Here is a 20,748-nt window from a genome sequence, read left to right on the forward strand (position 1 = left end):
CGCCTGACCACGCTGAAGGTGGTGGAGCCGGCCAAGCGATCGGCCGGGATCAAGGTGGCCGATGTCGATGAACTGGTGACGAAGCTAAAGGCGATGGGAGTGGCGAAGTGAAGACGCTGGTCTGGGTCGAACATGACGGCACGTCCGTCAAGGATGCCACGCTGTCGGCGATCACCGCCGCCGCGCAACTGGGCGACGTGCATCTGCTGGTGGCCGGCGAAGGCGTCGGCGCGGTGGGCGAGGCCGCGGCGAAGATCGCCGGCGTCGGCAAGGTGCATGTCGCCGACGACGCGGCCTATGCCCACGCGCTTGCCGAAAACGTCGCGCCGCTGGTCGTCGATCTGATGGGTCATCACGACGCGTTCGTTGCGCCCGCCACCACCACGGGCAAAAACATCGCCCCGCGCGTCGCCGCGTTGCTCGACGTGATGCAGATCAGCGACGTGCTGTCGGTCGAATCACCCAACACCTTCACGCGGCCGATCTATGCCGGCAACGCGATCGCGACAGTGCAGACCAGCGACGCCAAGCTGGTGCTGACGATCCGAGGCACCGCGTTCGACAAGGCGGGGGCCGAGGGTGGCAGCGGCACGGTCGAGGCAGTCGCCTCGGTCGGCGACAAGGGTCTGTCGACCTTCGCTGGATCGGAGATCGCCGACAATGCCCGGCCGGAACTGACGAGCGCCAAGATCATCGTGTCGGGCGGTCGCGCGCTGGGGTCGGAGGAGCAGTTCCACGCGCTGATCGATCCGCTGGCGGACAAGCTGGGCGCCGGCGTCGGCGCATCGCGCGCGGCGGTCGATGCGGGCTATGCCCCCAACGACTATCAGGTCGGCCAGACCGGCAAGATCGTCGCGCCCGAAATCTATGTCGCGGTCGGCATCTCCGGCGCCATCCAGCATCTGGCCGGGATGAAGGATTCCAAGACGATCATCGCCATCAACAAGGACGAAGACGCCCCGATCTTTCAGGTCGCGGACATCGGCCTGGTCGGCGACCTGTTCAAGATCGTGCCGGAACTGACCGGGAAACTATAGTACTGATCGATTCGCGAGCGACGATGTTGTTCGATAAAGGCGCGGCGGCAAGGTCGCGCCTTTTCCATGTCCGTTCAATACTCGTGCCATACCGCCGGATACTGTGTCGGATATGAACCGGATTCGTCGCGAACAGCATTAACGGGCTGTTAGTGTTACCCCATTAGGCAACGTCATTAACGCTGTTCCGGCTTCCACAGGCATGGAAGCGTCATATGGGGAAGTTTGATGATGAGCATTAAGGCACTGATCGCCGGTACGTTGATGGCCGCGGGCGTGATGGCATCGCCGGCCGAGGCCGCGACCATCGTGTTCGATTTCAGCTTCCAGAACGTCAGCCGCGTGAACGGATCGTTCTCGTTCGACGATGCGAAGACGGGCATGCTGGGCTATGCCGATCTGACGGCGTTCGACCTGACCGTCATCGGCGACGCCGTGACCGCCGCCAGCAATTACACGCTGGCCGATGTGCTGGCGATGCCGGTCTATTCCTTCTTCTCGTTCGATGCGTCGCAATACCATCTGAACACCGGCGTCGTGGACGGCCCCTTCGGTCCAGTGGACCTGTTCTTCGGTGCCGCCAGCAAGTCGGCGAACGCCGGCCCGGATCAGGACCTGGATAGCGGCTTCGTCGTCGGCACCGCCGGCGCCTACCGTGATTTCCGCACCGATTTCGCCGGCGGTATCGACAACTTGTCGATGGGTGTCGCCGCTGTGCCGGAACCGGCAACCTGGGCGATGATGCTGGTCGGCTTCGCGCTGGTCGGCGCCGCCACCCGCTATCGCCGCCGTACGACGAGCGTCGTGTTCGGCTGATCCTCCGATGACGGCGGCGGGAACGGGGTGACCCGGTCCCGCCGCCCTGTCATGATGAGGGCATGATCGCCCTCCTGCTGCTTCAGGCCGCCACCGCCGCCGCATCGCCCGCCGCCGATCCGGCATCGATCCGCGCCGAGCAGGTTCTCAGGCGGGCGCCGGTGATCGACGGCCACAACGACCTCGCCTGGGAACTCCGCGAGGGTAGCCGGGTCGAGACGACCGACCTGCGCCGTGGCACCGATGCGCTGCCCCGCCCGCTTCAGACCGATATCGCCCGCCTGCGCCGTAGCCATCGCCGCCGCACGACGAGCGTCGCGTTCGGCTGATCCTTCGATGACGGCGGCGGGAACGGGGTGACCCGGTCCCGCCGCCCTGTCATGATGAGGACATGATCGCCCACCTGCTGCTTCAGGCCGCCACCGCCGCCGCATCGCCCGCCGCCGATCCGGCATCGATCCGCGCCGAGCGGGTTCTCAGGCGGGCGCCGGTGATCGACGGCCATAACGACCTCGCCTGGGAACTCCGCGATGCGCAGGGTGGCCTTGTCGAGACGACCGACCTGCGTCGTGGCACCGATGCGCTGCCCCGCCCGCTCCAGACCGATATCGCCCGCCTGCGCCGTGGCCATGTCGGCGGGCAGTTCTGGTCCGTCTGGATTCCCGCCGATGTCACCGGCCCGCGCGCGGTCGAGATGACGCTGGAGCAGATCGATATCGTCCGCCGCCTCGTTGCGGCCTACCCCCGCGATCTGGCGCTCGCCACCGATGCCGGATCGGTGCGCCGCATCGCTGGTGAGGGCCGCATCGCCTCGCTGATAGGGGTAGAGGGCGGACACCAGATCGACGGGCGCCTGTCGGTCCTGCGTCAATATAAGGCGCTTGGCGTCGGTTACATGACGCTGACGCATGGCAAGAGTCTCGATTGGGCCGATTCCTCCACCGACGATCCGCGCAGCGGCGGGCTGTCGTCGTTCGGGCGACAGGTGGTGGCCGAGATGAACCGGATCGGCATGATCGTCGATGTCAGCCACGTGTCCGACGCGACGATGGCGGCGGTGCTGGCGGTGGCGAAAGCGCCGGTGATCGCTTCGCACTCCGGCGCCCGCGCGGTCGCGGACGCGCCGCGCAACATCCCGGATGAATTGCTGCGCAGCATCGCCGCGAACGGCGGCGTGGTGATGGTGAATTTCTACCCCGCCTTCCTGTCCATCGCCTGGCGTCGCTGGGATATCGACCGCACGGCCTATGCCAGATCGATCGGCGTCCCGGCAAACGCGTATGGCGCGAAATCGCCCGCGCCGTTGATTGCCTGGGACGCGGCGCACCCCGAACCGCGCGTCGACGCAGCCACCGTCGCGGACCATGTCGATCACGTCGCGCGGGTGGCGGGGCATGAGCATGTCGGGCTGGGCGGCGACTTCGACGGGATCGGTGGCACCGGCCCAGTGGGGATGAAGGGGGTGGACGCCTATCCCGCGCTGTTCGCCGAACTGGTGCGGCGGGGCTGGTCCGATGCCGATCTCGTGCGGCTGTCGCGCGGCAACGTGCTGCGGGTGATGGAGCGGGTCGAGGCGGTCGCGGCCGCCAGCGCGGGGCAGCTGCCGGTCGACGCGATCGATCGCGCCGCGCGTTGATGGCGCCGTTGCGCCCGGCGGCGATCGGGCGCTAGACCAGCCTGCATGAACCCCCTGAACCTGACTTTGACCCTGACGCGCCGCACCGCGCTTGCCGGCATGGCCGCGACGGTGGCGATGCCACTCCGCGCCGCCGATCCCGTCGTCCGCCTGATCGCCGGCACCTATGCGCGCGAAGGTGGCAAGGGGCTGTACCCGATCACCTATGACGCGGCCGCCGATCGCTGGCAGGTCGGCATGCCGGTGGCCGGCATCGACGACGCGTCGTTCGGCGTCAAAGCCCCGCGCGGGCCATGGTATGTCGTGAAGGAGCAGACCGCCGGTCAGGTGTCGTCGGTTGGCACGGACTGGGCGAAGCAGGCGACCGTGACCACCGGCGGCGCCGATCCCTGTCACGCGGCGATCGACGGGACGGGCACGTGCCTCGCCGTCGCCAACTACAGCAGCGGCAGCGTGGCGTTCCACCGCCTCGACCCCCGCACCGGCGCGCCCGCCGATCCCACCGTGTTCCGGCATCAGGGGCAGGGGCCGGTCCGCGATCGTCAGGCGGGGCCGCACGCGCATTGGGTGGGGTTCAGCCCCGACCAGCGCTGGCTGCATTCGGTGGATCTCGGTGCCGATGCGATCTTCGCCTATCGGTTCGATGCGACCGCGCGGACGCTGGCGCCCCCGGTCATGGCATGGCGCGCGCCGCCCGGATCGGGGCCACGCCACCTGATCCGTCACCCGCGCCTGGCGATCGCCTATGTCGTATGCGAACTGTCGAGCCAGTTGATCGCGCTGACCGCGACGCCGGATGGCCGTTTCGCGACGCGCACCAGCGTCTCGACGCTGCCGGCCGGGTTCAAGGGCACATCCTTCCCCGCCCATATCGCGATCGATCGCGCGGGCCGACGCCTCTACGTCTCGAACCGCGGCCATGACAGCATCACCGTATTCGCGCTGGACGGCACCGGGATGCCGCAACCGATCCAGCACATCCCCAGCGGCGGCGACTGGCCGCGTTTCTTCCTGATGCTGGAGGATCGGCAACGCCTGCTGGTCGCCAACGAAAGATCGGGCAGCGCCGCGGTATTCCGCATCGGCGCGGACGGCAAGCTGGCGGCGACCGGCCAGACGCTGGCGGTGCCGGGGGTGGTGTTTCTGGGGCGGGTGTGAGGGGAATGGCGGTGGTGGTGTCGCTTTAAAGGACCGAGGTTTGGTGGTTAGGCGACGTGCCGAGAACGGTACTCAGACCGGAACTCCTCCAGCGCCTCCCGAAGAAATCTAATGCCTTCCTGTGAGTAGCCTTCGATGCCGGCATCATCTTCGATGCCAGCCAAGGCATTCAGAAACAAAGCGTAATTCTCTTCGGGCGTGTAATCGAAGTAAGACTTCTCCGTGATACAAGTTCTCCCGTCCGCGCGTCAATCGAGCCAGCTATCGAGGAATGGCGTAGTGGGTGACTGACCGCAATTGGGCGAAAGTCGTCCTGTTGATTTCTCGTCAAAGCCGCCATCCACTGCCTTCTGTCTTACAGCACCCCCCGATGGTACAAACCCAGCGAACGCCTGCGCTACGCTCTTTCTCATTTCTGAAGACCGGGACAAGCAGGGCGCGTTCGGCCTGATGTTAGCCTAACTTTCCGCCGCCCCTCAGGCCACCGCCAACAGCCAAGTCCCTAAAATCCCGACCGAAAACTCGCGACATTGGCGCCCAGCGCATCGACGGCGTAGCCGCCCTCCATCACGATCGCCGTCGGCCATCCGTGCGCGGCGATGTCGGCGGCGAGGAGGGCGTAATCGGGGGTGGTCAGGCGGAAGCGGCTGATCGGATCGCCCTCCCACGTATCCGCGCCGAAGCTGACGACGAGGAAGTCGGGGGCGAAGGCGGTGATCGCATCGAGCGCCGTGGCTTGTGCCGCGCGGAACGTGGCGAGGTCGGTGCCCTGCGGCAACGGCAGGTTCAGCGTGGTGCCCGCCCCGTCGCCCTCGCCGCGCTCGTCGGCATGGCCCCAGTAGAACGGATAGTCGCTCGCCGGATCGGCATGGACCGATGCGTAGAAGACGTCGGCGCGGTCGTAGAAGATGTCCTGCGTGCCGTTGCCGTGGTGATAATCGATATCGAGAATCGCCACCCGCGCCCGGCCAGCATCACGCGCCGCCTGTGCCGCAATCGCAGCGACGTTCAGGTGGCAATATCCGCCGCAATAATCCGCGCCGGCATGATGGCCGGGCGGGCGGCACAGCGCGAAGGCGACCCGCTCGCCATCCAGCACCGTTTGCGTCGCGGCGAGCGCGGTCTGGGCGCTGGCATAGGCGGCATCCCATGTCTCGGCGGTGATCGGCGTCGTCGCGTCGAAGCCGTGACGGCCCAGCAACGCATCGATCCGGTCGAGCCGCAACGGCCGCCGCCCGACGATCGGAAAGGCATAGGGGATCGCCTCACCCGCCCGCCCCGCCGCCTGCCACAAGGCAGGGGCCTCGCGCAGGAAGCGGCAATAATCGGCATCGTGGACGCGCAGGATCGGCGCCTCGCCGCGATCCGCCGGCACCTCCGCCCCGCCGATCGCGGTCAGGATCATGTCGGCGCGCGCCGGCACCTCGGCATAGGCGGTGAAGCCGCCGTTGTGCAGTTCCAGCGCGGGTGCGTGGCGCAACTGGTCGGGGTGGAAGAACGCCCGCATCAGCCGGTTTTGGCGAGCGCTTCGGCGATCAGTGTGCGGGAATTGGCGATGCCGTACAGCTTGATGAAGCTGCCCATGCGCGGCCCCTGCGCGGAACCCAGCAACGTCTCGTACAGCGCCCTGAACCAGTCGCGCAGTTCGGCGAAGCCACCCGTCTTGCCGATTTCGTAGACGATGTTCTGGATATCCTCCGCCGGGGCATCGGCGGGCAGCGCCGCCAGTTCGCTGTCCAGCCGTTGCAGGGCGGCGACCTCGACCCCTTCGGGCGCGCGGCGGTGCAGCGTCGGCGCGACGAAATCGCGGGCATAGGCCAGCGCGTGACCGATCAGCCGGTCGAGCGCGGGGTAGCGATCGGCGCTCGCATCAGGCACGTAATTGGCCAGATAGCCCCACACCTGCTCCTTGCTCGCCTCGCCCATCACGCCGACGAGGTTCAGCAGCAGCCCGAACGTCACCGGTAATGCCTCGTCCGGCACCTGACCATCGTGGATGTGGTGGACGGGATTGCCCAGCTTCTGCTTCAGGTCCTGGCCGGCATAATTGCCGCGGAACTGCCAATATTCGTCCACCGCCCGCGGGATGACGCCCATGTGCAGTTGCTTGGCCTTTTTCGGCTCGCGATAGGCGAAGAAGGACAGCGATTCCTCCGGGCCATAGGTCAGCCACTGGTCGATCGACAGGCCGTTGCCCTTCGACTTCGATATCTTCTGGCCCTGCTCATCGAGGAACATCTCGTAATTGAAGCCCTCCGGCGGCCGACCGCCCAGCACGCGCGCGATCTTGGACGACTGCGTGACCGAGTCGATCAGGTCCTTGCCCGCCATCTCGTAATCCACGCCCAGCGCGACCCAGCGCATCGCCCAGTCGACCTTCCATTGCAGCTTGGACAGGCCACCCAGCGCCGACTGCACGATCCGCTCGCCATCTTCGTCGACGAACGCGATCGTGCCGGCATCGGCATCGATCACCTCGACCGGCACCTGCAATACCACGCCCGTCTTGGGACTGATCGGCAGCACTGGCGAATAGGTCGCGGCGCGCTCGGCGCGCAGCGTCGGCAGCATCACGTCCTGGATACCCTGGAAGTTGCGCAGCACGACTTTCAGCGCCTCGTCGAACCGGCCGGCGGTGTAATAGTCGGTGGAGGACGCGAACTCGTAATCGAAGCCGTACCGGTCGAGGAATTCGCGCAAGGTCGCGTTGTTGTGCGCGGCAAAGCTGTCATGCGTGCCGAATGGATCGGGTATACGCGTCAACGGCTTGCCCAGATGTGTTTGCAGCATGTCGCCGTTGGGGACATTGTCCGGCACCTTGCGCAGACCATCCATATCGTCCGAAAACGCGATCAGCTTCGTCGGCGTGTCGGACAGCGCGTGATACGCATTGCGCACCATCGTCGTCCGCAACACCTCGTTGAACGTGCCGATATGCGGCAGGCCGGAGGGGCCATAGCCGGTCTCGAACAGGATCGGCGCAAGTTGTCCGTCCTTGGCTGGCTTCCCGTTGGGATAGCGCTTCAGGAGCTTGCGGGCCTCTTCATAGGGCCAGGCCTTGGACTCGAGGGCGGTGGTGCGCAGATCGGTGTCGGTCATGATACTTCCGCATCTGACGCTTTAGGTGGCGAAGCGCAAATGCTATGGATGGGCGCATGGAGATGAACTTTCCCTCCGATCCCCCGCAGCCGTTCCGGTTGCGGATCGAGGATTACGAGCTGCTCGACCGGTCAGGCGTGTTCGAGGGGCAGCGGGTCGAGTTGATCGATGGGGTAATTATCGCCGTGAATGCCGAGTTGCTTCCGCACACCCGCGTGAAGAACGAGTTGATGTTCCGGCTGCGTCTGGCGCTCGGCGCGATGGGTTTGACGCTGGAAACGCTGGTGGAACCGACGCTGGCCCTGCCGCCCGGCAACATGCCGCAACCCGATGTCGTGGTGGCGCAAGTGCCGCGCGTGCGCGATTATCTTCGGGTGGAAAATCTTGCGATCGTGATCGAGGTGGGGGCCAGCACGCTGCGCAGCGATCTGGGGGTGAAGAAGGCGCTCTATGCCCTGCACGCCGTCCCGGAATATTGGGTGGTCGATGTCGAGGCGCGGCGGCTGCACCAGTTCTGGGCGCCGGATGATGGCCAGTACGTCCAAAGCCTGACGACGGCGCTGGCGAGCGAATTGCGCAGTGCGACCGTCGCCGGTCTGGTGATCGACGGGAACGGCATCCTCTAGCGTTCCCGACCCGTTCCGCCCTACATGGCGGATGTGATCGCTTATCCCGCCCTTCACGCCAGCCATGGCGGTATCTGGATCGCCACCGCCGACGACTGTCGCCCGGTCGGCCGGGGCGAGGCGATCCGGGTGGCGGCGGAGACGCCGGTCATCCTGCTCAACGCACCGCTGGTCGGGCAGCGGCTGGGCTATGCCGAACTGTCGGGGCTGGACCTGCTCGAACTGTTCGCCTTCCTGCACCCCGCGCGGTTCGCAGTGCCGACGCCGGCCGGGCTGGCGCGTGCGGTGGACCTGTCGCCGCCGGAGCGCGACGAGGATGTCGCGTCGTTCCTGCTGGAGGCGGCCGCCGCGCTGCTCGCGGTGCCGGACGGCGACTGGCCGGAGCGAGAGGGTGCGTTCTCGTCGGCGCAGTCGCTCACCCGGATGCGCTGGCCCTGGGCGCCGGTGATCGGTCCGCGCCTGACGAAACCGCGCGTCGACGAACGCTGGCTGTTCTCGCGCCTGCCCGAATGGGAAGAGGCACCGCCACGCCCCGCACCGCGCACGGTCGAGATCGATCCCGCCGCCGCCGAGGCGCGGCTGGCGGAGCTGACTGGCGGCGCAGCCGAGGAACGGCCGGGCCAGCGCGCCTATGCCGCCGCCGCCACCGCCGCCTTCGCGCCGCGGGCGATGCGCGATACGCCCAATCTGGTGCTGGCCGAGGCGGGGACCGGGATCGGCAAGACGTTGGGCTATCTTGCGCCCGCCAGCCTGTGGTCGCAGACGGCGGGCGGAGCGGTGTGGATCTCCACCTATACGAAGGCGCTGCAACGCCAGTTGGGGGCGGAGACGGCGCGGGTCTATCCCGATCCCGTGCTGCGCCGCGAGCGGGTGGTGACGCGCAAGGGGCGGGAGAATTACCTGTGCCTGCTCAATCTGGAGGACGCATTGCAGGGCGGCTTCGCGGGGCGGGCGGCGGTGCTGGCGCATCTGGTCGCGCGCTGGGCGGCGTATAGCGTGGACGGCGACATGGTCGGCGGCGACCTGCCCGGCTGGCTGCCGACGCTGTTCCGGCGCAACGGGCCGGCGGCGCTGACCGACCGGCGCGGCGAGTGCGTCTATGCCGGGTGCCCGCATTACCGGAAATGCTTCATCGAACGCGCCGCGCGCGCGTCGGCAGAGGCGGACATCGTCATCGCCAATCACGCGCTGGTGATGGTCAACGCCGCCCGCGGTCGCGAACTGACGACGCGGCCGACGCGCTATGTGTTCGACGAGGGGCATCACCTGTTCGACGCCGCCGATTCGATGTTCGCCACCGCGCTGACCGGATCGGAGACGATCGAACTGCGCCGCTGGGTGCTGGGGCCGGAGGCGGGCGGGCGCGGCCGGCGGCGGGGGTTGCAGGCGCGGCTGTCCGATGTCGCGAGTTATGACGAGGGCGGCGCGCGCGCGATCGCCGACGCGGTGCAGGCGGCGCAGGGGCTGGCGTCCGACGGCTGGCTGGGCCGGATCGGCGAGGGCCAGCCGTTCGGACCGATCGAGACGTTGCTCGCGGCGGTGCGTGGCCTTGCCTATGCGCGCGCCGAACAGCCGGGCGATGCGGGATACGGGCTGGAAACCGAACTGGCCGAACCGACGCCCGAACTGATCGAGGCGGCGGCACCGGCGGCGCATGCGCTCGACGCGCTGCTGCGGCCACTGGTGGCGCTCGGCCGGCGGCTGGAGGCGGTGCTGGCGGAGGCGCCCGACTGGCTGGATGCCCCGGCGCGGGCGCGGGTGGAGGGGGCGATCGCCTCGCTCGGCTGGCGGGCGGAGACGGTGGCGGCGTGGCTGTCGCTGCTGGCGCGGGTCGGTGGTCCGGTCGATCCCGATTTCGTCGACTGGCTGGCGGTCGACCGGGCGGAGGGGCGCGAATGGGATGTCGGGCTGCATCGCCACTGGCTCGATCCGACGCGGCCGTTCGCGGCGATCGTGTTGAAGCCCGCGCACGGTGCGCTCGTCACGTCGGCGACGCTGACCGGCGGCGGCGCGGATGTCGAGGAGGGCTGGCAGGTCGCCGAAGCGCGCAGCGGCGCCCCGCATCTGGCGCGCGCGCCGATGCGGTTCCAGGCGGACAGCCCGTTCGATTATCCCGCCCAGTCCGAGGTGTTGATCGTCACCGACGTGAAGCGTGGCGACGTTGCTGCGCTCGCCAATGCGTATGCGCGGCTGATCGTCGCGGCGGGCGGCGGCACGCTGGGTCTGTTCACCGCGATCCGGCGGTTGCGCGCCGTGCACGGCCGCATCGCCGACCGGCTGGCGCGCGAGGGATTGCCGCTGCACGCGCAGCATGTCGATCCGATCGATACCGGCACGCTGGTCGATATCTTCCGCGACGATCCGGCGGCCTCGCTGCTCGGCACCGATGCTTTGCGCGACGGCGTCGACGTGCCGGGCCACTCGCTGCGACTGGTGGTGATAGAGGGGGTGCCTTGGCCGAAACCCACCGTCTTACACGCCGCGCGCAAGCTGGCCGGTGGTGGTTCGGCTTATGACGACCGTATCGTGCGGGCGCGGCTGGCGCAGGCGTTCGGGCGGCTGATCCGCCGCGCCGACGATCATGGCGCGTTCGTGCTGCTCTCTGCTGCCATGCCGTCACGCCTGCTGGGAGCCTTCCCGCCGGGCGTGCCGATCGTCCGTGTCACGCTCGACGAAGCGGTCGCGCGGGTCAGTGCGCGGCTTTCCTCCGACGCGCGCATCGGGCATGAAGAAGTCCTGCCCGACTGACGGAGAGTCCATGAAGACGCTGACCCTGCTCCGCCATGCGAAATCGGGTTGGGACGATCCCGTCGCCCGCGATTTCGACCGGCCGCTGAACCCGAAGGGCCGGCGGGCGGCGCAGTTGATCGGTCGCCATCTGCGCCAGTCGGACTGCACCTTCGATCATGTGATCGCCTCGCCCGCGGTCCGCGTGGTCGAGACGCTGGCGGAGATCGGCGACGGGTACGGCGCGGTGCTGGCCCCCGAATGGGATCGCCGCATTTATCTCGCCTCCGCCGCGACATTGCTCGATATCGTCCATGAACTGCCCGAAATGGCGACGCGCGTGCTGCTGGTCGGGCATAATCCGGGGCTGGAGGATCTGGTGCTGACGCTGGTGCCGGACGACGGCGCGGCGTTGCGCGACGAGGTGGAGGCCAAATATCCCACCGCGACGCTGGCGGAGATGACGCTGGACGGCCGCTGGACGGAGGCGGGGCGCGGCACCGCGACGCTGGCGCGCTTCACCCGGCCGCGCGACCTCGATCCGACGCTGGGACCCGACAGCGACTGAACATGACGGGAAATTCACTGGTGACGTTCGTTCGATCGAACTAATCGGCGCCGGTGGTACAGGACCGGCTACTCGACATCGCGATCAGCGAATTCGGTTCGAAGGGGCTGGAGGGCGCCAGCACGCGCGGGATCGCGTCTGCGGCGGGAACAGCGATGTCGTCGATCACCTATCATTACGGCGGCAAGGAGGGATTGTACCTCGCCGCCGCCGATCGCATCGCCGAACGCATGGCGACGATGATCGCCGAACCGCTGGAGGCGGAGCAGCATATCGCCGCCGATGACGCGGACGGTGCACGCGCCGGCATCCACCGCATCCTCGGTCGCCTTGCCGACAAGATGGCGAGCGACGAGAATGCAGACTGGACGCTGTTCATCCTGCGCGAACAGATGAAACCGGGCGAGGCGTTCGACCGCATCTATGGCGGCGTGATGGGCCAGATGGTGCTGATGGTGGCCGATCTGGTCTGCATCGCCACCGGCCGCGCCGACGCCCGCACCGCCCGCATCGCGACCATCACGCTGATGGGTCAGGTGATGGCGCTGCGGTCGAGCCGGGCGACGTGCCTGCGGTTGCTGGAACGCGACACACTGGCCGCCGCCGACGTGGCCGACATCAAGGCGCGGATCGACGCCAATATCGATGCCATTCTCCATTCGATGCGTGCTGAGGAACAGGGCCGGGCATGAGCGACCACAACGACAATCCGAACGATGGGCAGAACGCCGCCGCCGCCGATACGCCGGAGGACAACGATCCGCAGGACGCGAGCAAGAAGCCGTCGCTGTTCAGGAAGCCGCTGTTCTGGATCATTCTGATCGGCGTCGTCGCGGTGCTGGTGATCGGCGGCGTGCTGTATTGGCTCGACGCGCGGCAATATGAATCGACCGACGACGCGTTCGTCGACACGCATATCGTCCGCCTCGCGCCGCAGGTCGCGGGCACGCTGGTGCAGGTCGCCGATCTCGACAATCGCCATGTTCAGGCGGGGCGGCTGCTCGCGGTCATCAAGGCGTCGGGTCGCGACGCACAGGTGGCCGAGGCACAGGCCAACGAACAACAGGCCCGCGCCCAGTTCGCTCAGGCGCAGGCACAGGTGACGGCGGCGATCGCCTCGCAGACGCAAGCGTCGGCACAGGCGCGCGTGCCGATGGCGGCGGCGGTGAAGGCGCAACAGGATCTAACGCGCTACGAGGCGTTGCAGCGGCTCGACCCGAATGCGGTGGCGGGCCAGCAGCTCGATCAGGCGCGGGCGACCGCGCGCCAGACCGCGGCGGATGCGGCGGCGGCGCGCGAGCAGATCGATACCGCGGCGGCGCAGGTGTCGGTCGCGCGGCGTCAGGTCGGCGCGGCGAAGTCGGTGATCGACGCGCGGCGCGCGCAGGTCGATCAGGCGAACGTCACGATCGGCGACCTGCGCCTGACCGCGCCGGTATCGGGTCAGGTGGTCAACCGTCAGGTCAATGTCGGCTCCTATGTCGGGCCAGGTACTCAGCTGATGGCGATCGTTCCCGATCGCATGTGGGTGACCGCCAACTTCAAGGAAACGCAGCTGACGTTGATGAAGATCGGCCAGCCGGTGGACATTCATGTCGACGCGTATCCCGGCATCGATTTCAAGGGCCATATCGATTCCATCCAGCGCGGCGCCGGTCAGGCGTTCGCCCTGCTGCCGCCGCAGAACGCGACGGGCAATTACGTGAAGGTGGTGCAGCGCGTGCCGGTGCGGATCGTGTTCGACACGCAAAACGGCCCCGATCCGCGCCGCTATCCGATCGGCCCCGGCATGTCGGTGGTGCCGACGGTAAAGGTGCGCTGACATGGCCGCCGCCGCCGCCGTTCCGCAATGGTCGCCCAGCCGGTCGGCGGCGGGGCGGTACAGCCCCTGGCTGATCGTCGCGATCATCTCGATCCCGACCTTCATGGAGGTGCTCGACACCTCGATCGCCAACGTTGCGCTCGATCATATTTCGGGCGGGCTGTCGATCACGACCGATCAGGCGACATGGGTGCTGACCAGCTACCTCGTCGCCAACGCGATCATCATCCCGATCTCGGGCTGGCTGAGCGATGCGATCGGGCGGAAACGATATTTCCTGTTGTCGATCGCGCTGTTCACGCTCGCCTCGCTGTTGTGCGGGCTGGCACCGAACATCCAGACGCTGGTGCTGGCGCGCGTGTTGCAGGGCATCGGCGGCGGCGGCCTCGCGCCCGTCGAACAGTCCATTCTGGCCGACACATTCCCGCCGCGACAGCGCGGCATGGCGTTCGCCGCGTTCGCGATCGTTGTCGTGGTCGGACCGGTGCTGGGGCCGACGCTGGGCGGGTACATCGTCGAATATTCCAGCTGGCACTGGGTGTTCCTCATCAACGTGCCCGTCGGCATCGCCGCGTGGTTCCTGGTCGAGGCGTTCGTCGACGAGCCGGATCAGGTGAAGAAGGATCGCGACGAGCGGTTCAAGCACGGCCTGCGCATCGATTATATCGGCGTCGCGCTGGTGGCGCTGGGCCTCGGCTTCCTCGAACTCACCTTCGATCGCGGCGAGCGGGAGGACTGGTTCGCCAGCGGCTTCATCGTGATGTCGGCGATCGTCGCGGCGGTGTCGCTGATCGCGCTCGTCATCTGGGAACTGAACCACAAGGACCCGGTGATCGACCTGAAGCTGCTGAAGAACCGCAACTTTGCGCTCACCATCGGCGTGATGGGCGTTACCGGCATGATCCTGTTCGGCACGACGCAGCTGATCCCGCAGATGCTGCAACAGGTGCTGGGATACAGCTCGCTCGACGCCGGCCTTGCGCTGACCGCGGGTGGTCTCGCGACCTTGGTGATGGTGCCGTTCGCGGGGCGGCTGAGCGGCATCGTCGATGTCCGCTTCCTGCTGTTGCCGGCGCTGTTGGTGCAGGCGTTCGCACTGTGGAACATGAGCCATCTGAGCGCCGACATCTCGTTCGCCGACGCGGCGTTCGCGCGGCTGTTCCAGGCGATGGCGCTGCCGTTCCTGTTCGTGCCGATCAACGCGATCGCCTATGTCGGACTGAAGCAGACACAGACCGCGCAGGCATCCAGCCTGCTCAACGTATCGCGCAATCTGGGTGGGACGCTCGGCATCGCCTTCGCGCAGACGCATCTGGCGAGCGGGTTGCAGCGGCATCAGTCGGAACTGACGCAGACGCTCAATCCGCTCGACCCGAACTATACCGACTGGATGGCGAAGGCGACGAACGTGTTCGGCGGACAGGGCGATCCGGCCGGCACGGCGATGGCGGTGCTGTACAGCCAGATGCAGCGTCAGGCGGCGATGCTCGCTTTCCTCGACGTGTTCCGATCGATGATGGTCGTCGTGCTGGTGGTCGCGCCGCTGGTGTTGTTCATGCGCTCCGGCAAGACCGGTCCCGCGCCTGCCGGAGGAATGCACTGATGCGCGCGCGCGCTTCGACATTGGGGACTGTGCTGGCGGCGGCGATGCTGGCCGGTTGCACCGTCGGCCCGAACTATCGTCCGCCAGAGATGACGGTGCCGGCGGCGTTCGTCGGTCCGCAGGTGGCCGCCGCGCCCGGCGCGTCGATCGATCCCGCCCGCTGGTGGACGGCATTCGGCGATCCGCAATTGAACGGCCTGATTGACCGCGCGCTGAAGGACAATCCCGACATCGCCATCGCCGCATCGCGCGTACGGCAGGCGCGGACGCAGGAGATCGTCGCGCGCGCGGCGGGGCGGCCGACCGTCAACGCGTCGGCCAATGCGAGCGCGCTGGAATTCAGCAAGAACGCCGGCCTGTCGACGATCGCGCGATCGTTCAGCGGCGGCGATACCGGTGGTGGCACTGGCGTCGGCACCGGATCGGGCATCGCCCTGCCGGGGCGTGGCATCACCACCTTCGCGGCGGGCTTCGACGCCAGTTGGGAGCTGGACCTGTTCGGTGGCGTCCGCCGTCAGCAGGAAAGCGCCCGCGCGCGGACCGAGGCGGCGATCTGGTCGCGGCGCGATGCGGCGGTGACGCTGGCCGCCGAAGTGGCGCAGGCGTATTTCGCGCTGCGGCTGGATCAGGTGCAGGCCGCGACCATCGATCAGGAACTGATCCGCCAGCGCCGCGCGCTGGAGATCGCCGGCAACATCGCCAAGGTGGGGCTGGTGCCGCCGATCGACGTCACGCGCCAGCGCGGATCGATCACCACGACCGAGGCACGGGCCGAACCCATCCGCGCCGATATCGACGTGCGGATGCACGCGCTGGCGATCCTGCTGGGCGAACCGCCTGCCGCGCTGATGGGCGAGTTGGCGGCGATGCCGGTGCGGACGCTGGCGGTGCCGGCGATCCCCGCAGGGCTGCCGTCCGACCTATTGCGCCGTCGCCCCGACGTGCGCGCGGCGGAGCGCGATCTGGCGGCGTCGACCGCCGATATCGGCGTGGCGGTGGCGGACCTGTATCCGGAGTTCAGCCTGACCGGTGTCGCCCAGTTGATCTCGACCGCGCTCGGCAATCTGTTCTCGGGCGACAGCCTGCAATTGACGGGCAGCGGCGCGGTGCAGTTTCCGCTGGTCGATTTCGGCCGGCGCAAGGCGACCGTGACCGCGCGCGAGGAGGATCGCGAACAGGCGTATCTGCGCTATCGCACGACGGTGTTGCAGGCGTTGCGCGATGTCGAGGACCCGCTGGCGCAGATCGCCGGCGAACGACGGCGCAACGCGGCGCTCGCCCGCGCGGTGACCGATGCGCAGAGCAGCGCGTCGGCGCTGGAGGCACAATACCGCACCGGCTTCATCGCACAGGACAGCCTGTTGAACGCCCAGTTCGACGTGCTGTCCGCGCGCGAGCAACTGGCCGCCAGCGATGCGCAATTGCGCCAGCTGACGGCCGCGTTGTTCAAGGCGATGGGCGGCGGCTGGGCGGAGGGCGACGACGTACCGCCGCGTCCTACGACAACCGCGACACCATGAGCCGCAATGAGGCGGCGTCGCTGCCGGCGATCTGGAGCAGGTAGCGGCCGGGACGCAGATCGAAATCGACCATCTTGCGCACGCCCGAGCAGGCGGGGCCATGGCCATGCGCGACGGAGTCGACCGCCTTGCCGTCGCTCACGACGTCAATCCACGCGCCGCTGCCCAGCGCCACGCGGTAACGCCCGCCGGCCGGCACGGTGAACGCGAACAGCCCGCCCCGGCTATCGTCGCTGCCACGCTTTGCCGGTGCGACTCGATACGCGATTTGTGCGGCGGGCAGTAGGGACGCCTGTCGCGATGCACCGATCGGCAGGGCGGGGGCTGCGCCATCCGACGCCGCCGCCGCTACCGGCGATGCCGTCGACCAGCCGGCTGGATCGGTGGATCGTCCAGCCACGCAGGGCGCGGCATGGATATCCCGCGCCGCGTTCGCCTGCAGCGCCGCCACCAGCGCTATCGCCATCCCGATCATGCCCGTATCTCCCATCGACCGGCTAACGCTATATCCTGTCGGATATACAAAGCCTACCGTTCCCCGTCGGAGGCCGGGGCCCCGTTGGGATGGCCGTCGTGATTATCATGAACGTCCGCCCAACTGGACCGGCCTCCGCCGGGGAACTGCTTAGCTAAAGCCAGCAGCCGTCACTGACCCTTCAAAAACCGATCCGCCGTGCGCAGGCTCAACGCCATGATCGTCAGCGCCGGATTGGCGGCGAGCGAACTCGGGAAGATCGAGTTGTCGCAGATCCACAGGTTATCGATGTCGAAGCTGCGACCCCATGGATCGACGACCGCGGCATCGCCGCTCTCGCCCATTCGGCAGGTGCCGATGGTGTGCGCCGCACGCGGCAGCACCATGATGTCGTGCGCCCCCGCCGCGCGCCAGATCGCGATCATCGTGTCGGTCGCATGCGCGTCGATCGCCCGTTCGTTGGCGTTGTAGCCGAACGTCACGCGCGCCTTGGGCAGGCCGAACGCGTCCGTCTCGTTTGCCAGCGTCAGGCAATTGTCGTCATGTGGCAGGCATTCGCCGTTGATGCCGATACCCGCGAGGTGAAGGTAATCGTCCATCAACGCGGTCAGGCCGCGACCCCAACGCCGGCCGCCCCGCGCCATCGTCGTCGCCAGCGTCATCGGCAGGACGCCGAGGCTCTGCATCAGATAGCCGCCAATGAACCCGGCTCCCTCGGCGCGGAGCATATCCTCGCTGATGAGCGACGACGGATAGCCGCGATTGCAACGCATCTCCGCATCGAAGCGACCCCAGACCTGCGTCGCGACATGCGCCATGAAATTGCGCCCGACCTGCCCGCTGGAATTGGCGAGGCCGAGGTGGAGCAGCAGTCGCGGCGTCTCCACCCCGCCGCCGCACAGGAACACCGCACCGCAACGCTGGCGATGCTCAATCCCGTCACGGACATAGACCACCGCCGTGACGCGCCCGCGGGCGTCGCGTTCGATCCCGGTCGCCATGCAGCCGGGCCTGATCTCCGCCCCGTGCGCGACCGCGAGCGGCAGATAGGTGGTGTCCATGCTGGTCTTGGCGGCGTTGCGACATCCCTGATGACAGGTGCCGCAATTGACGCACGCCTGACGAAGATCGCCGCCCTCCTGCTGCCAGTCGCGCGACACGACGGCGGCGGGCGCATCGGTCGTGACGATGCCGAGCGCGGCACACCCCGCCGCCATCGCATCGGCGGACGCGTTGCGCGCGACGGGCGGCAGCGGATAGCGTCGCGCCGTATCCCATGGATAATCCGCCGGGCCGGACACGCCGATGAAACGCTCGACCTCCTCGATATACGCGATCAGCTCGTCATGGCGGATCGGCCAGTCGACACCCTCGCCGGTCAACGATCGCAGCCGCAGGTCGCGCGCATCGGGGCGGGGGCAAAAGGCACCCCAGTGCAGCGTCGATCCACCGACGCCGGTCCCGCTGTTGTTGCCGCCGAACGCCTGCGGCATCGCGCCGTCGCTCAACCGTTCGTCCATCCAGTATAGTTCGCCGGCGGCGGTCTCGTCGGGGGTGTGATCGCCGGGTTCCCGATTGGGACCTGCTTCCAGCGCGACGACCTTCAGGCCCGCCTGCGCCAGCCGTGCGAGCAACGGCGCGCCGCCCGCACCGGTGCCGATCACCACCGCATCGACCATATCGGTGGCGGCATAGCGGCGCATCTGATCCAGCTTCAACGCAGGCGCTCCTTCGTCGCGCGGGGCTCCCAGCGTTCCGGGTCGTCGGCCCGCGTCTTCGCAAAGCCCTGTTTGCGCCAGCCGTCGCCGCCACTCGCGATGCCGTCATATCCGATCCGCGCCATCGTCGCCGGATGCGCCAGCCAGATACGGACGCCATCGGCGCGGACATCCTCGAACCACAGCGCCATCTGCGCGGGCGACAGCGTTGCGTCGGTGACGACAAGGCAGTCGCCATCCTCGATCCGCATCAACAGCGCGTCACGGCGCTCGTCGTCCAGTCCGGCAAATCCACCCGCGCCCGCCGCCCGGTCGAGCGTGTCGAGACCCGCCCGATACGCATCCGCATCGGCCGGCAGGTCGGCAAAGCGCCAGCCATCGCCCTCGCCCGCATGCAACCGCGCATCGATCCGCGCGGCAAGATCGATCGCGCCCTCCTCCTGCGGGATCACCCGCGCCATCAGCGCGCGCAGTGTCGCCAGTTGCCCGCTCGACAGGACGTGCGGTACGTAATCGACCGCATCCGGCCGCGCGCGATCGATCAGGATTGCGCGCGTGCGGGCGCTGACTCGATCGGACGCGATCAGGCGCGCGAAATGCGGCGGGATGGTAGGCCGCGTCGCCACTGCGATCGCGACATGCTGGCGGATCAGGTCGGCCACCGCCGCCGGCTGCTCCAGCGGCATCAGGTGCGCGGCGCCGTCGATCACCGCCACGTCGGCGTTGGCATAATGCGGCGCGTTCAGCCGGCGCTGATTGGCCTCGCCCAGATCGCCATCCGCCGATCCCGCGACGATCAGCGCGGGAAGGTGCAGGACACCGATCCGGCCCGACCAGTCCTCGCGGCTGCCGCGTTCCAGCCACGCGAGCCACGCGGCGGAATCGGAGCGCCGCACATCGACGACCGCCGCCGCCATGACGGCATCCGGCAGCGGCGCGGCGATGTTCTCGCTGACGAAATTCGTTGCCTCGTCCTCGGTCAGCGGCCCCTTCGCTGCCCAACCGATCATCATCGCGCGGCGGTCGTCGTCGATCGGCTCGGGCGAGGGGGGCGAGGCGGCGATCAGTACGACACCGGCCAGCCCCGGCAACGCGCCGTGTTCCGATCGTGCCGCCAGGATCGTCGCGATCTTGCCGCCCATGCTGTGGCCGACGATTACCCAAGGCCCGTCGATCCGCGCGCGGATGATCGCGGCGACATGATCCGCCATCTCCTCGACCGTAAAGTCCGTATCGCCGACCGCGTTGCCGAAACCGGGCAGGTCGATCGCGATGCAGGCGTATCCCGCCAGCCGGTCGACCACCGCATCGAACGAGCGAGCGCTCGCCCCCAGTGCGTGCAGCAGCACGATGACGGGCGCGTCCTTCATTCCACCGACCATTCCGACCAAGATCACCTCCGATGACATCGCCCCCGTAACGAGGGTCGCCGGCTTCGGTGCCGTCGATCGGTTGCTACATCGCGAAAAGATAACCTGTGTTCGATCAGATCGGCAGGTGCGTCGTCGCCTTCACCTCTTCCAGCACCGCATAGGTGCGCGTCTCGCGAATGCCCGGCAGGTCGACCAGCGTCGATCCAAGGAACACCCGGTACGCCGCCATGTCGGCGACGCGCACCTTCAACAGATAATCGAACCCGCCCGCGACCATATGGCATTCCAGTACCTCGGGCAGTCGTTCGACATGCGCGGCGAAGGCGGCGAACACGTCGTCCGATGTCCGGTCGAGCAGCACCTCGACGAAGATCATCAGCGCGCGGCCCAGCTTCACCGGATCGAGCAGCGCGGTGTAACCGACGATATACCCGCTGGCGCGCAACCTCTTCACCCGGTCGAAACAGGCGGCGGGCGACAGGCCGCACGCGGTGGCCAACGCCTGATTGGTGATCCGCCCGTCATCCTGCAACGCGCGGAGCAGCTTGCGATCCATCGCATCCATATCGA

At 67.9% G+C, this 20,748-nt stretch carries 18 protein-coding genes and 1 pseudogene; 13 read left to right on the forward strand and 6 right to left on the reverse strand.

The window, feature by feature from the left end:
* The 6 genes and pseudogenes from JAO74_RS18095 to JAO74_RS18120 all read left to right on the forward strand — a co-directional run.
* A pseudogene (locus JAO74_RS18095) lies at positions 1 to 111 on the forward strand (electron transfer flavoprotein subunit beta/FixA family protein); the annotation flags it as partial.
* Positions 108 to 1,037: an electron transfer flavoprotein subunit alpha/FixB family protein gene (locus JAO74_RS18100; RefSeq protein ID WP_199041611.1), complete on the forward strand. Its 930-nt coding sequence runs from the start codon at positions 108 to 110 to the stop codon at positions 1,035 to 1,037. The pseudogene JAO74_RS18095 and the gene JAO74_RS18100, both read left to right, overlap by 4 nt.
* 231 nt (positions 1,038 to 1,268) lie before the next feature.
* On the forward strand, positions 1,269 to 1,853 hold the full coding sequence (locus JAO74_RS18105) for a PEPxxWA-CTERM sorting domain-containing protein (protein WP_233151203.1): 585 nt from the start codon (positions 1,269 to 1,271) through the stop codon (positions 1,851 to 1,853).
* 62 nt (positions 1,854 to 1,915) lie between these two features.
* Positions 1,916 to 2,182, forward strand: coding sequence for a hypothetical protein (locus JAO74_RS18110; protein WP_199041617.1), 267 nt, complete (start codon positions 1,916 to 1,918; stop codon positions 2,180 to 2,182).
* Between the two features lie 62 nt (positions 2,183 to 2,244).
* On the forward strand, positions 2,245 to 3,489 hold the full coding sequence (locus JAO74_RS18115; RefSeq protein WP_199041620.1) for a dipeptidase: 1,245 nt from the start codon (positions 2,245 to 2,247) through the stop codon (positions 3,487 to 3,489).
* A 45-nt stretch (positions 3,490 to 3,534) separates the two neighbouring features.
* Positions 3,535 to 4,647, forward strand: a complete 1,113-nt coding sequence (locus JAO74_RS18120; RefSeq protein ID WP_199041623.1) for a lactonase family protein — start codon at positions 3,535 to 3,537, stop codon at positions 4,645 to 4,647.
* Between the two features lie 502 nt (positions 4,648 to 5,149).
* Here the strand turns inward: JAO74_RS18120 and JAO74_RS18125 are convergent.
* Together JAO74_RS18125 and JAO74_RS18130 are read right to left on the reverse strand one after the other, a co-directional pair.
* Complete coding sequence (locus tag JAO74_RS18125) at positions 5,150 to 6,154, reverse strand: histone deacetylase family protein (protein WP_199041626.1); 1,005 nt, start codon at positions 6,152 to 6,154, stop codon at positions 5,150 to 5,152.
* Positions 6,154 to 7,746 carry a lysine--tRNA ligase gene (locus JAO74_RS18130; protein ID WP_199041629.1) on the reverse strand — a complete coding sequence of 531 codons (1,593 nt, stop codon included), beginning with the start codon at positions 7,744 to 7,746 and terminating at the stop codon, positions 6,154 to 6,156. Before JAO74_RS18130 ends, JAO74_RS18125 begins: the two co-directional genes overlap by 1 nt.
* A 56-nt stretch (positions 7,747 to 7,802) precedes the next feature.
* Between JAO74_RS18130 and JAO74_RS18135 the strand changes: the two genes are divergently transcribed.
* The 7 genes from JAO74_RS18135 to JAO74_RS18165 are packed head-to-tail and all read left to right on the forward strand — an operon-like array spanning position 7,803 to position 16,612.
* Positions 7,803 to 8,372, forward strand: coding sequence for a Uma2 family endonuclease (locus JAO74_RS18135; protein ID WP_199041632.1), 570 nt, complete (start codon positions 7,803 to 7,805; stop codon positions 8,370 to 8,372).
* Between the two features lie 24 nt (positions 8,373 to 8,396).
* Entirely contained in the window at positions 8,397 to 11,120 is a 2,724-nt protein-coding gene (locus JAO74_RS18140; RefSeq protein ID WP_199041635.1) for an ATP-dependent DNA helicase, read from the forward strand.
* Positions 11,121 to 11,130: 10 nt separating this feature from the next.
* Positions 11,131 to 11,667, forward strand: coding sequence for a SixA phosphatase family protein (locus JAO74_RS18145; RefSeq protein WP_199041638.1), 537 nt, complete (start codon positions 11,131 to 11,133; stop codon positions 11,665 to 11,667).
* 53 nt (positions 11,668 to 11,720) lie between these two features.
* Positions 11,721 to 12,359 (forward strand): CerR family C-terminal domain-containing protein, encoded by a 639-nt coding sequence (locus JAO74_RS18150; RefSeq protein WP_199041641.1) that lies wholly within the window; start codon positions 11,721 to 11,723, stop codon positions 12,357 to 12,359.
* Positions 12,356 to 13,489 (forward strand): HlyD family secretion protein, encoded by a 1,134-nt coding sequence (locus tag JAO74_RS18155; protein ID WP_199041643.1) that lies wholly within the window; start codon positions 12,356 to 12,358, stop codon positions 13,487 to 13,489. The genes JAO74_RS18150 and JAO74_RS18155 overlap by 4 nt, the downstream gene beginning before the upstream one ends.
* 1 nt (position 13,490) lies before the next feature.
* Positions 13,491 to 15,092: a DHA2 family efflux MFS transporter permease subunit gene (locus JAO74_RS18160; RefSeq protein WP_199041646.1), complete on the forward strand. Its 1,602-nt coding sequence runs from the start codon at positions 13,491 to 13,493 to the stop codon at positions 15,090 to 15,092.
* Complete coding sequence (locus JAO74_RS18165) at positions 15,092 to 16,612, forward strand: efflux transporter outer membrane subunit (protein ID WP_199041649.1); 1,521 nt, start codon at positions 15,092 to 15,094, stop codon at positions 16,610 to 16,612. The genes JAO74_RS18160 and JAO74_RS18165 overlap by 1 nt, the downstream gene beginning before the upstream one ends.
* Here the strand turns inward: JAO74_RS18165 and JAO74_RS18170 are convergent.
* From JAO74_RS18170 to JAO74_RS18185, 4 genes are all read right to left on the reverse strand, one after another.
* Positions 16,590 to 17,087 carry a homogentisate 1,2-dioxygenase gene (locus JAO74_RS18170; protein WP_233151205.1) on the reverse strand — a complete coding sequence of 166 codons (498 nt, stop codon included), beginning with the start codon at positions 17,085 to 17,087 and terminating at the stop codon, positions 16,590 to 16,592. The genes JAO74_RS18165 and JAO74_RS18170 overlap by 23 nt on opposite strands.
* A gap of 170 nt (positions 17,088 to 17,257) precedes the next feature.
* A complete protein-coding gene (locus JAO74_RS18175) occupies positions 17,258 to 18,805 on the reverse strand; it encodes a GMC family oxidoreductase (RefSeq protein ID WP_233151207.1) in 1,548 nt (515 codons plus the stop codon).
* Positions 18,802 to 20,175: an alpha/beta hydrolase gene (locus tag JAO74_RS18180; protein WP_199041655.1), complete on the reverse strand. Its 1,374-nt coding sequence runs from the start codon at positions 20,173 to 20,175 to the stop codon at positions 18,802 to 18,804. Before JAO74_RS18180 ends, JAO74_RS18175 begins: the two co-directional genes overlap by 4 nt.
* A gap of 115 nt (positions 20,176 to 20,290) precedes the next feature.
* Positions 20,291 to 20,743, reverse strand: a complete 453-nt coding sequence (locus tag JAO74_RS18185; RefSeq protein WP_269845969.1) for an Lrp/AsnC ligand binding domain-containing protein — start codon at positions 20,741 to 20,743, stop codon at positions 20,291 to 20,293.
* Between the last annotated feature and the right edge of the window lie 5 nt (positions 20,744 to 20,748).

This window comes from Sphingomonas mollis, assembly GCF_016427505.1.
GTDB lineage: Bacteria > Pseudomonadota > Alphaproteobacteria > Sphingomonadales > Sphingomonadaceae > Sphingomonas > Sphingomonas mollis.

Coding starts and splice junctions, on each gene's coding strand:
- JAO74_RS18115 (WP_199041620.1), top strand. CDS start 2,245: ATGATCGCCCACCTGCTGCTTCAGGCCGCCACCGCCGCCGCATCGCCC.
- JAO74_RS18170 (WP_233151205.1), bottom strand. CDS start 17,087: ATGATCGGGATGGCGATAGCGCTGGTGGCGGCGCTGCAGGCGAACGCG.
- JAO74_RS18140 (WP_199041635.1), top strand. CDS start 8,397: ATGGCGGATGTGATCGCTTATCCCGCCCTTCACGCCAGCCATGGCGGT.
- JAO74_RS18155 (WP_199041643.1), top strand. CDS start 12,356: ATGAGCGACCACAACGACAATCCGAACGATGGGCAGAACGCCGCCGCC.
- JAO74_RS18120 (WP_199041623.1), top strand. CDS start 3,535: ATGAACCCCCTGAACCTGACTTTGACCCTGACGCGCCGCACCGCGCTT.
- JAO74_RS18180 (WP_199041655.1), bottom strand. CDS start 20,175: ATGAAGGACGCGCCCGTCATCGTGCTGCTGCACGCACTGGGGGCGAGC.
- JAO74_RS18110 (WP_199041617.1), top strand. CDS start 1,916: ATGATCGCCCTCCTGCTGCTTCAGGCCGCCACCGCCGCCGCATCGCCC.
- JAO74_RS18160 (WP_199041646.1), top strand. CDS start 13,491: ATGGCCGCCGCCGCCGCCGTTCCGCAATGGTCGCCCAGCCGGTCGGCG.
- JAO74_RS18125 (WP_199041626.1), bottom strand. CDS start 6,154: ATGCGGGCGTTCTTCCACCCCGACCAGTTGCGCCACGCACCCGCGCTG.
- JAO74_RS18105 (WP_233151203.1), top strand. CDS start 1,269: ATGAGCATTAAGGCACTGATCGCCGGTACGTTGATGGCCGCGGGCGTG.
- JAO74_RS18145 (WP_199041638.1), top strand. CDS start 11,131: ATGAAGACGCTGACCCTGCTCCGCCATGCGAAATCGGGTTGGGACGAT.
- JAO74_RS18165 (WP_199041649.1), top strand. CDS start 15,092: ATGCGCGCGCGCGCTTCGACATTGGGGACTGTGCTGGCGGCGGCGATG.
- JAO74_RS18135 (WP_199041632.1), top strand. CDS start 7,803: ATGGAGATGAACTTTCCCTCCGATCCCCCGCAGCCGTTCCGGTTGCGG.
- JAO74_RS18185 (WP_269845969.1), bottom strand. CDS start 20,743: ATGGATGCGATGGATCGCAAGCTGCTCCGCGCGTTGCAGGATGACGGG.
- JAO74_RS18130 (WP_199041629.1), bottom strand. CDS start 7,746: ATGACCGACACCGATCTGCGCACCACCGCCCTCGAGTCCAAGGCCTGG.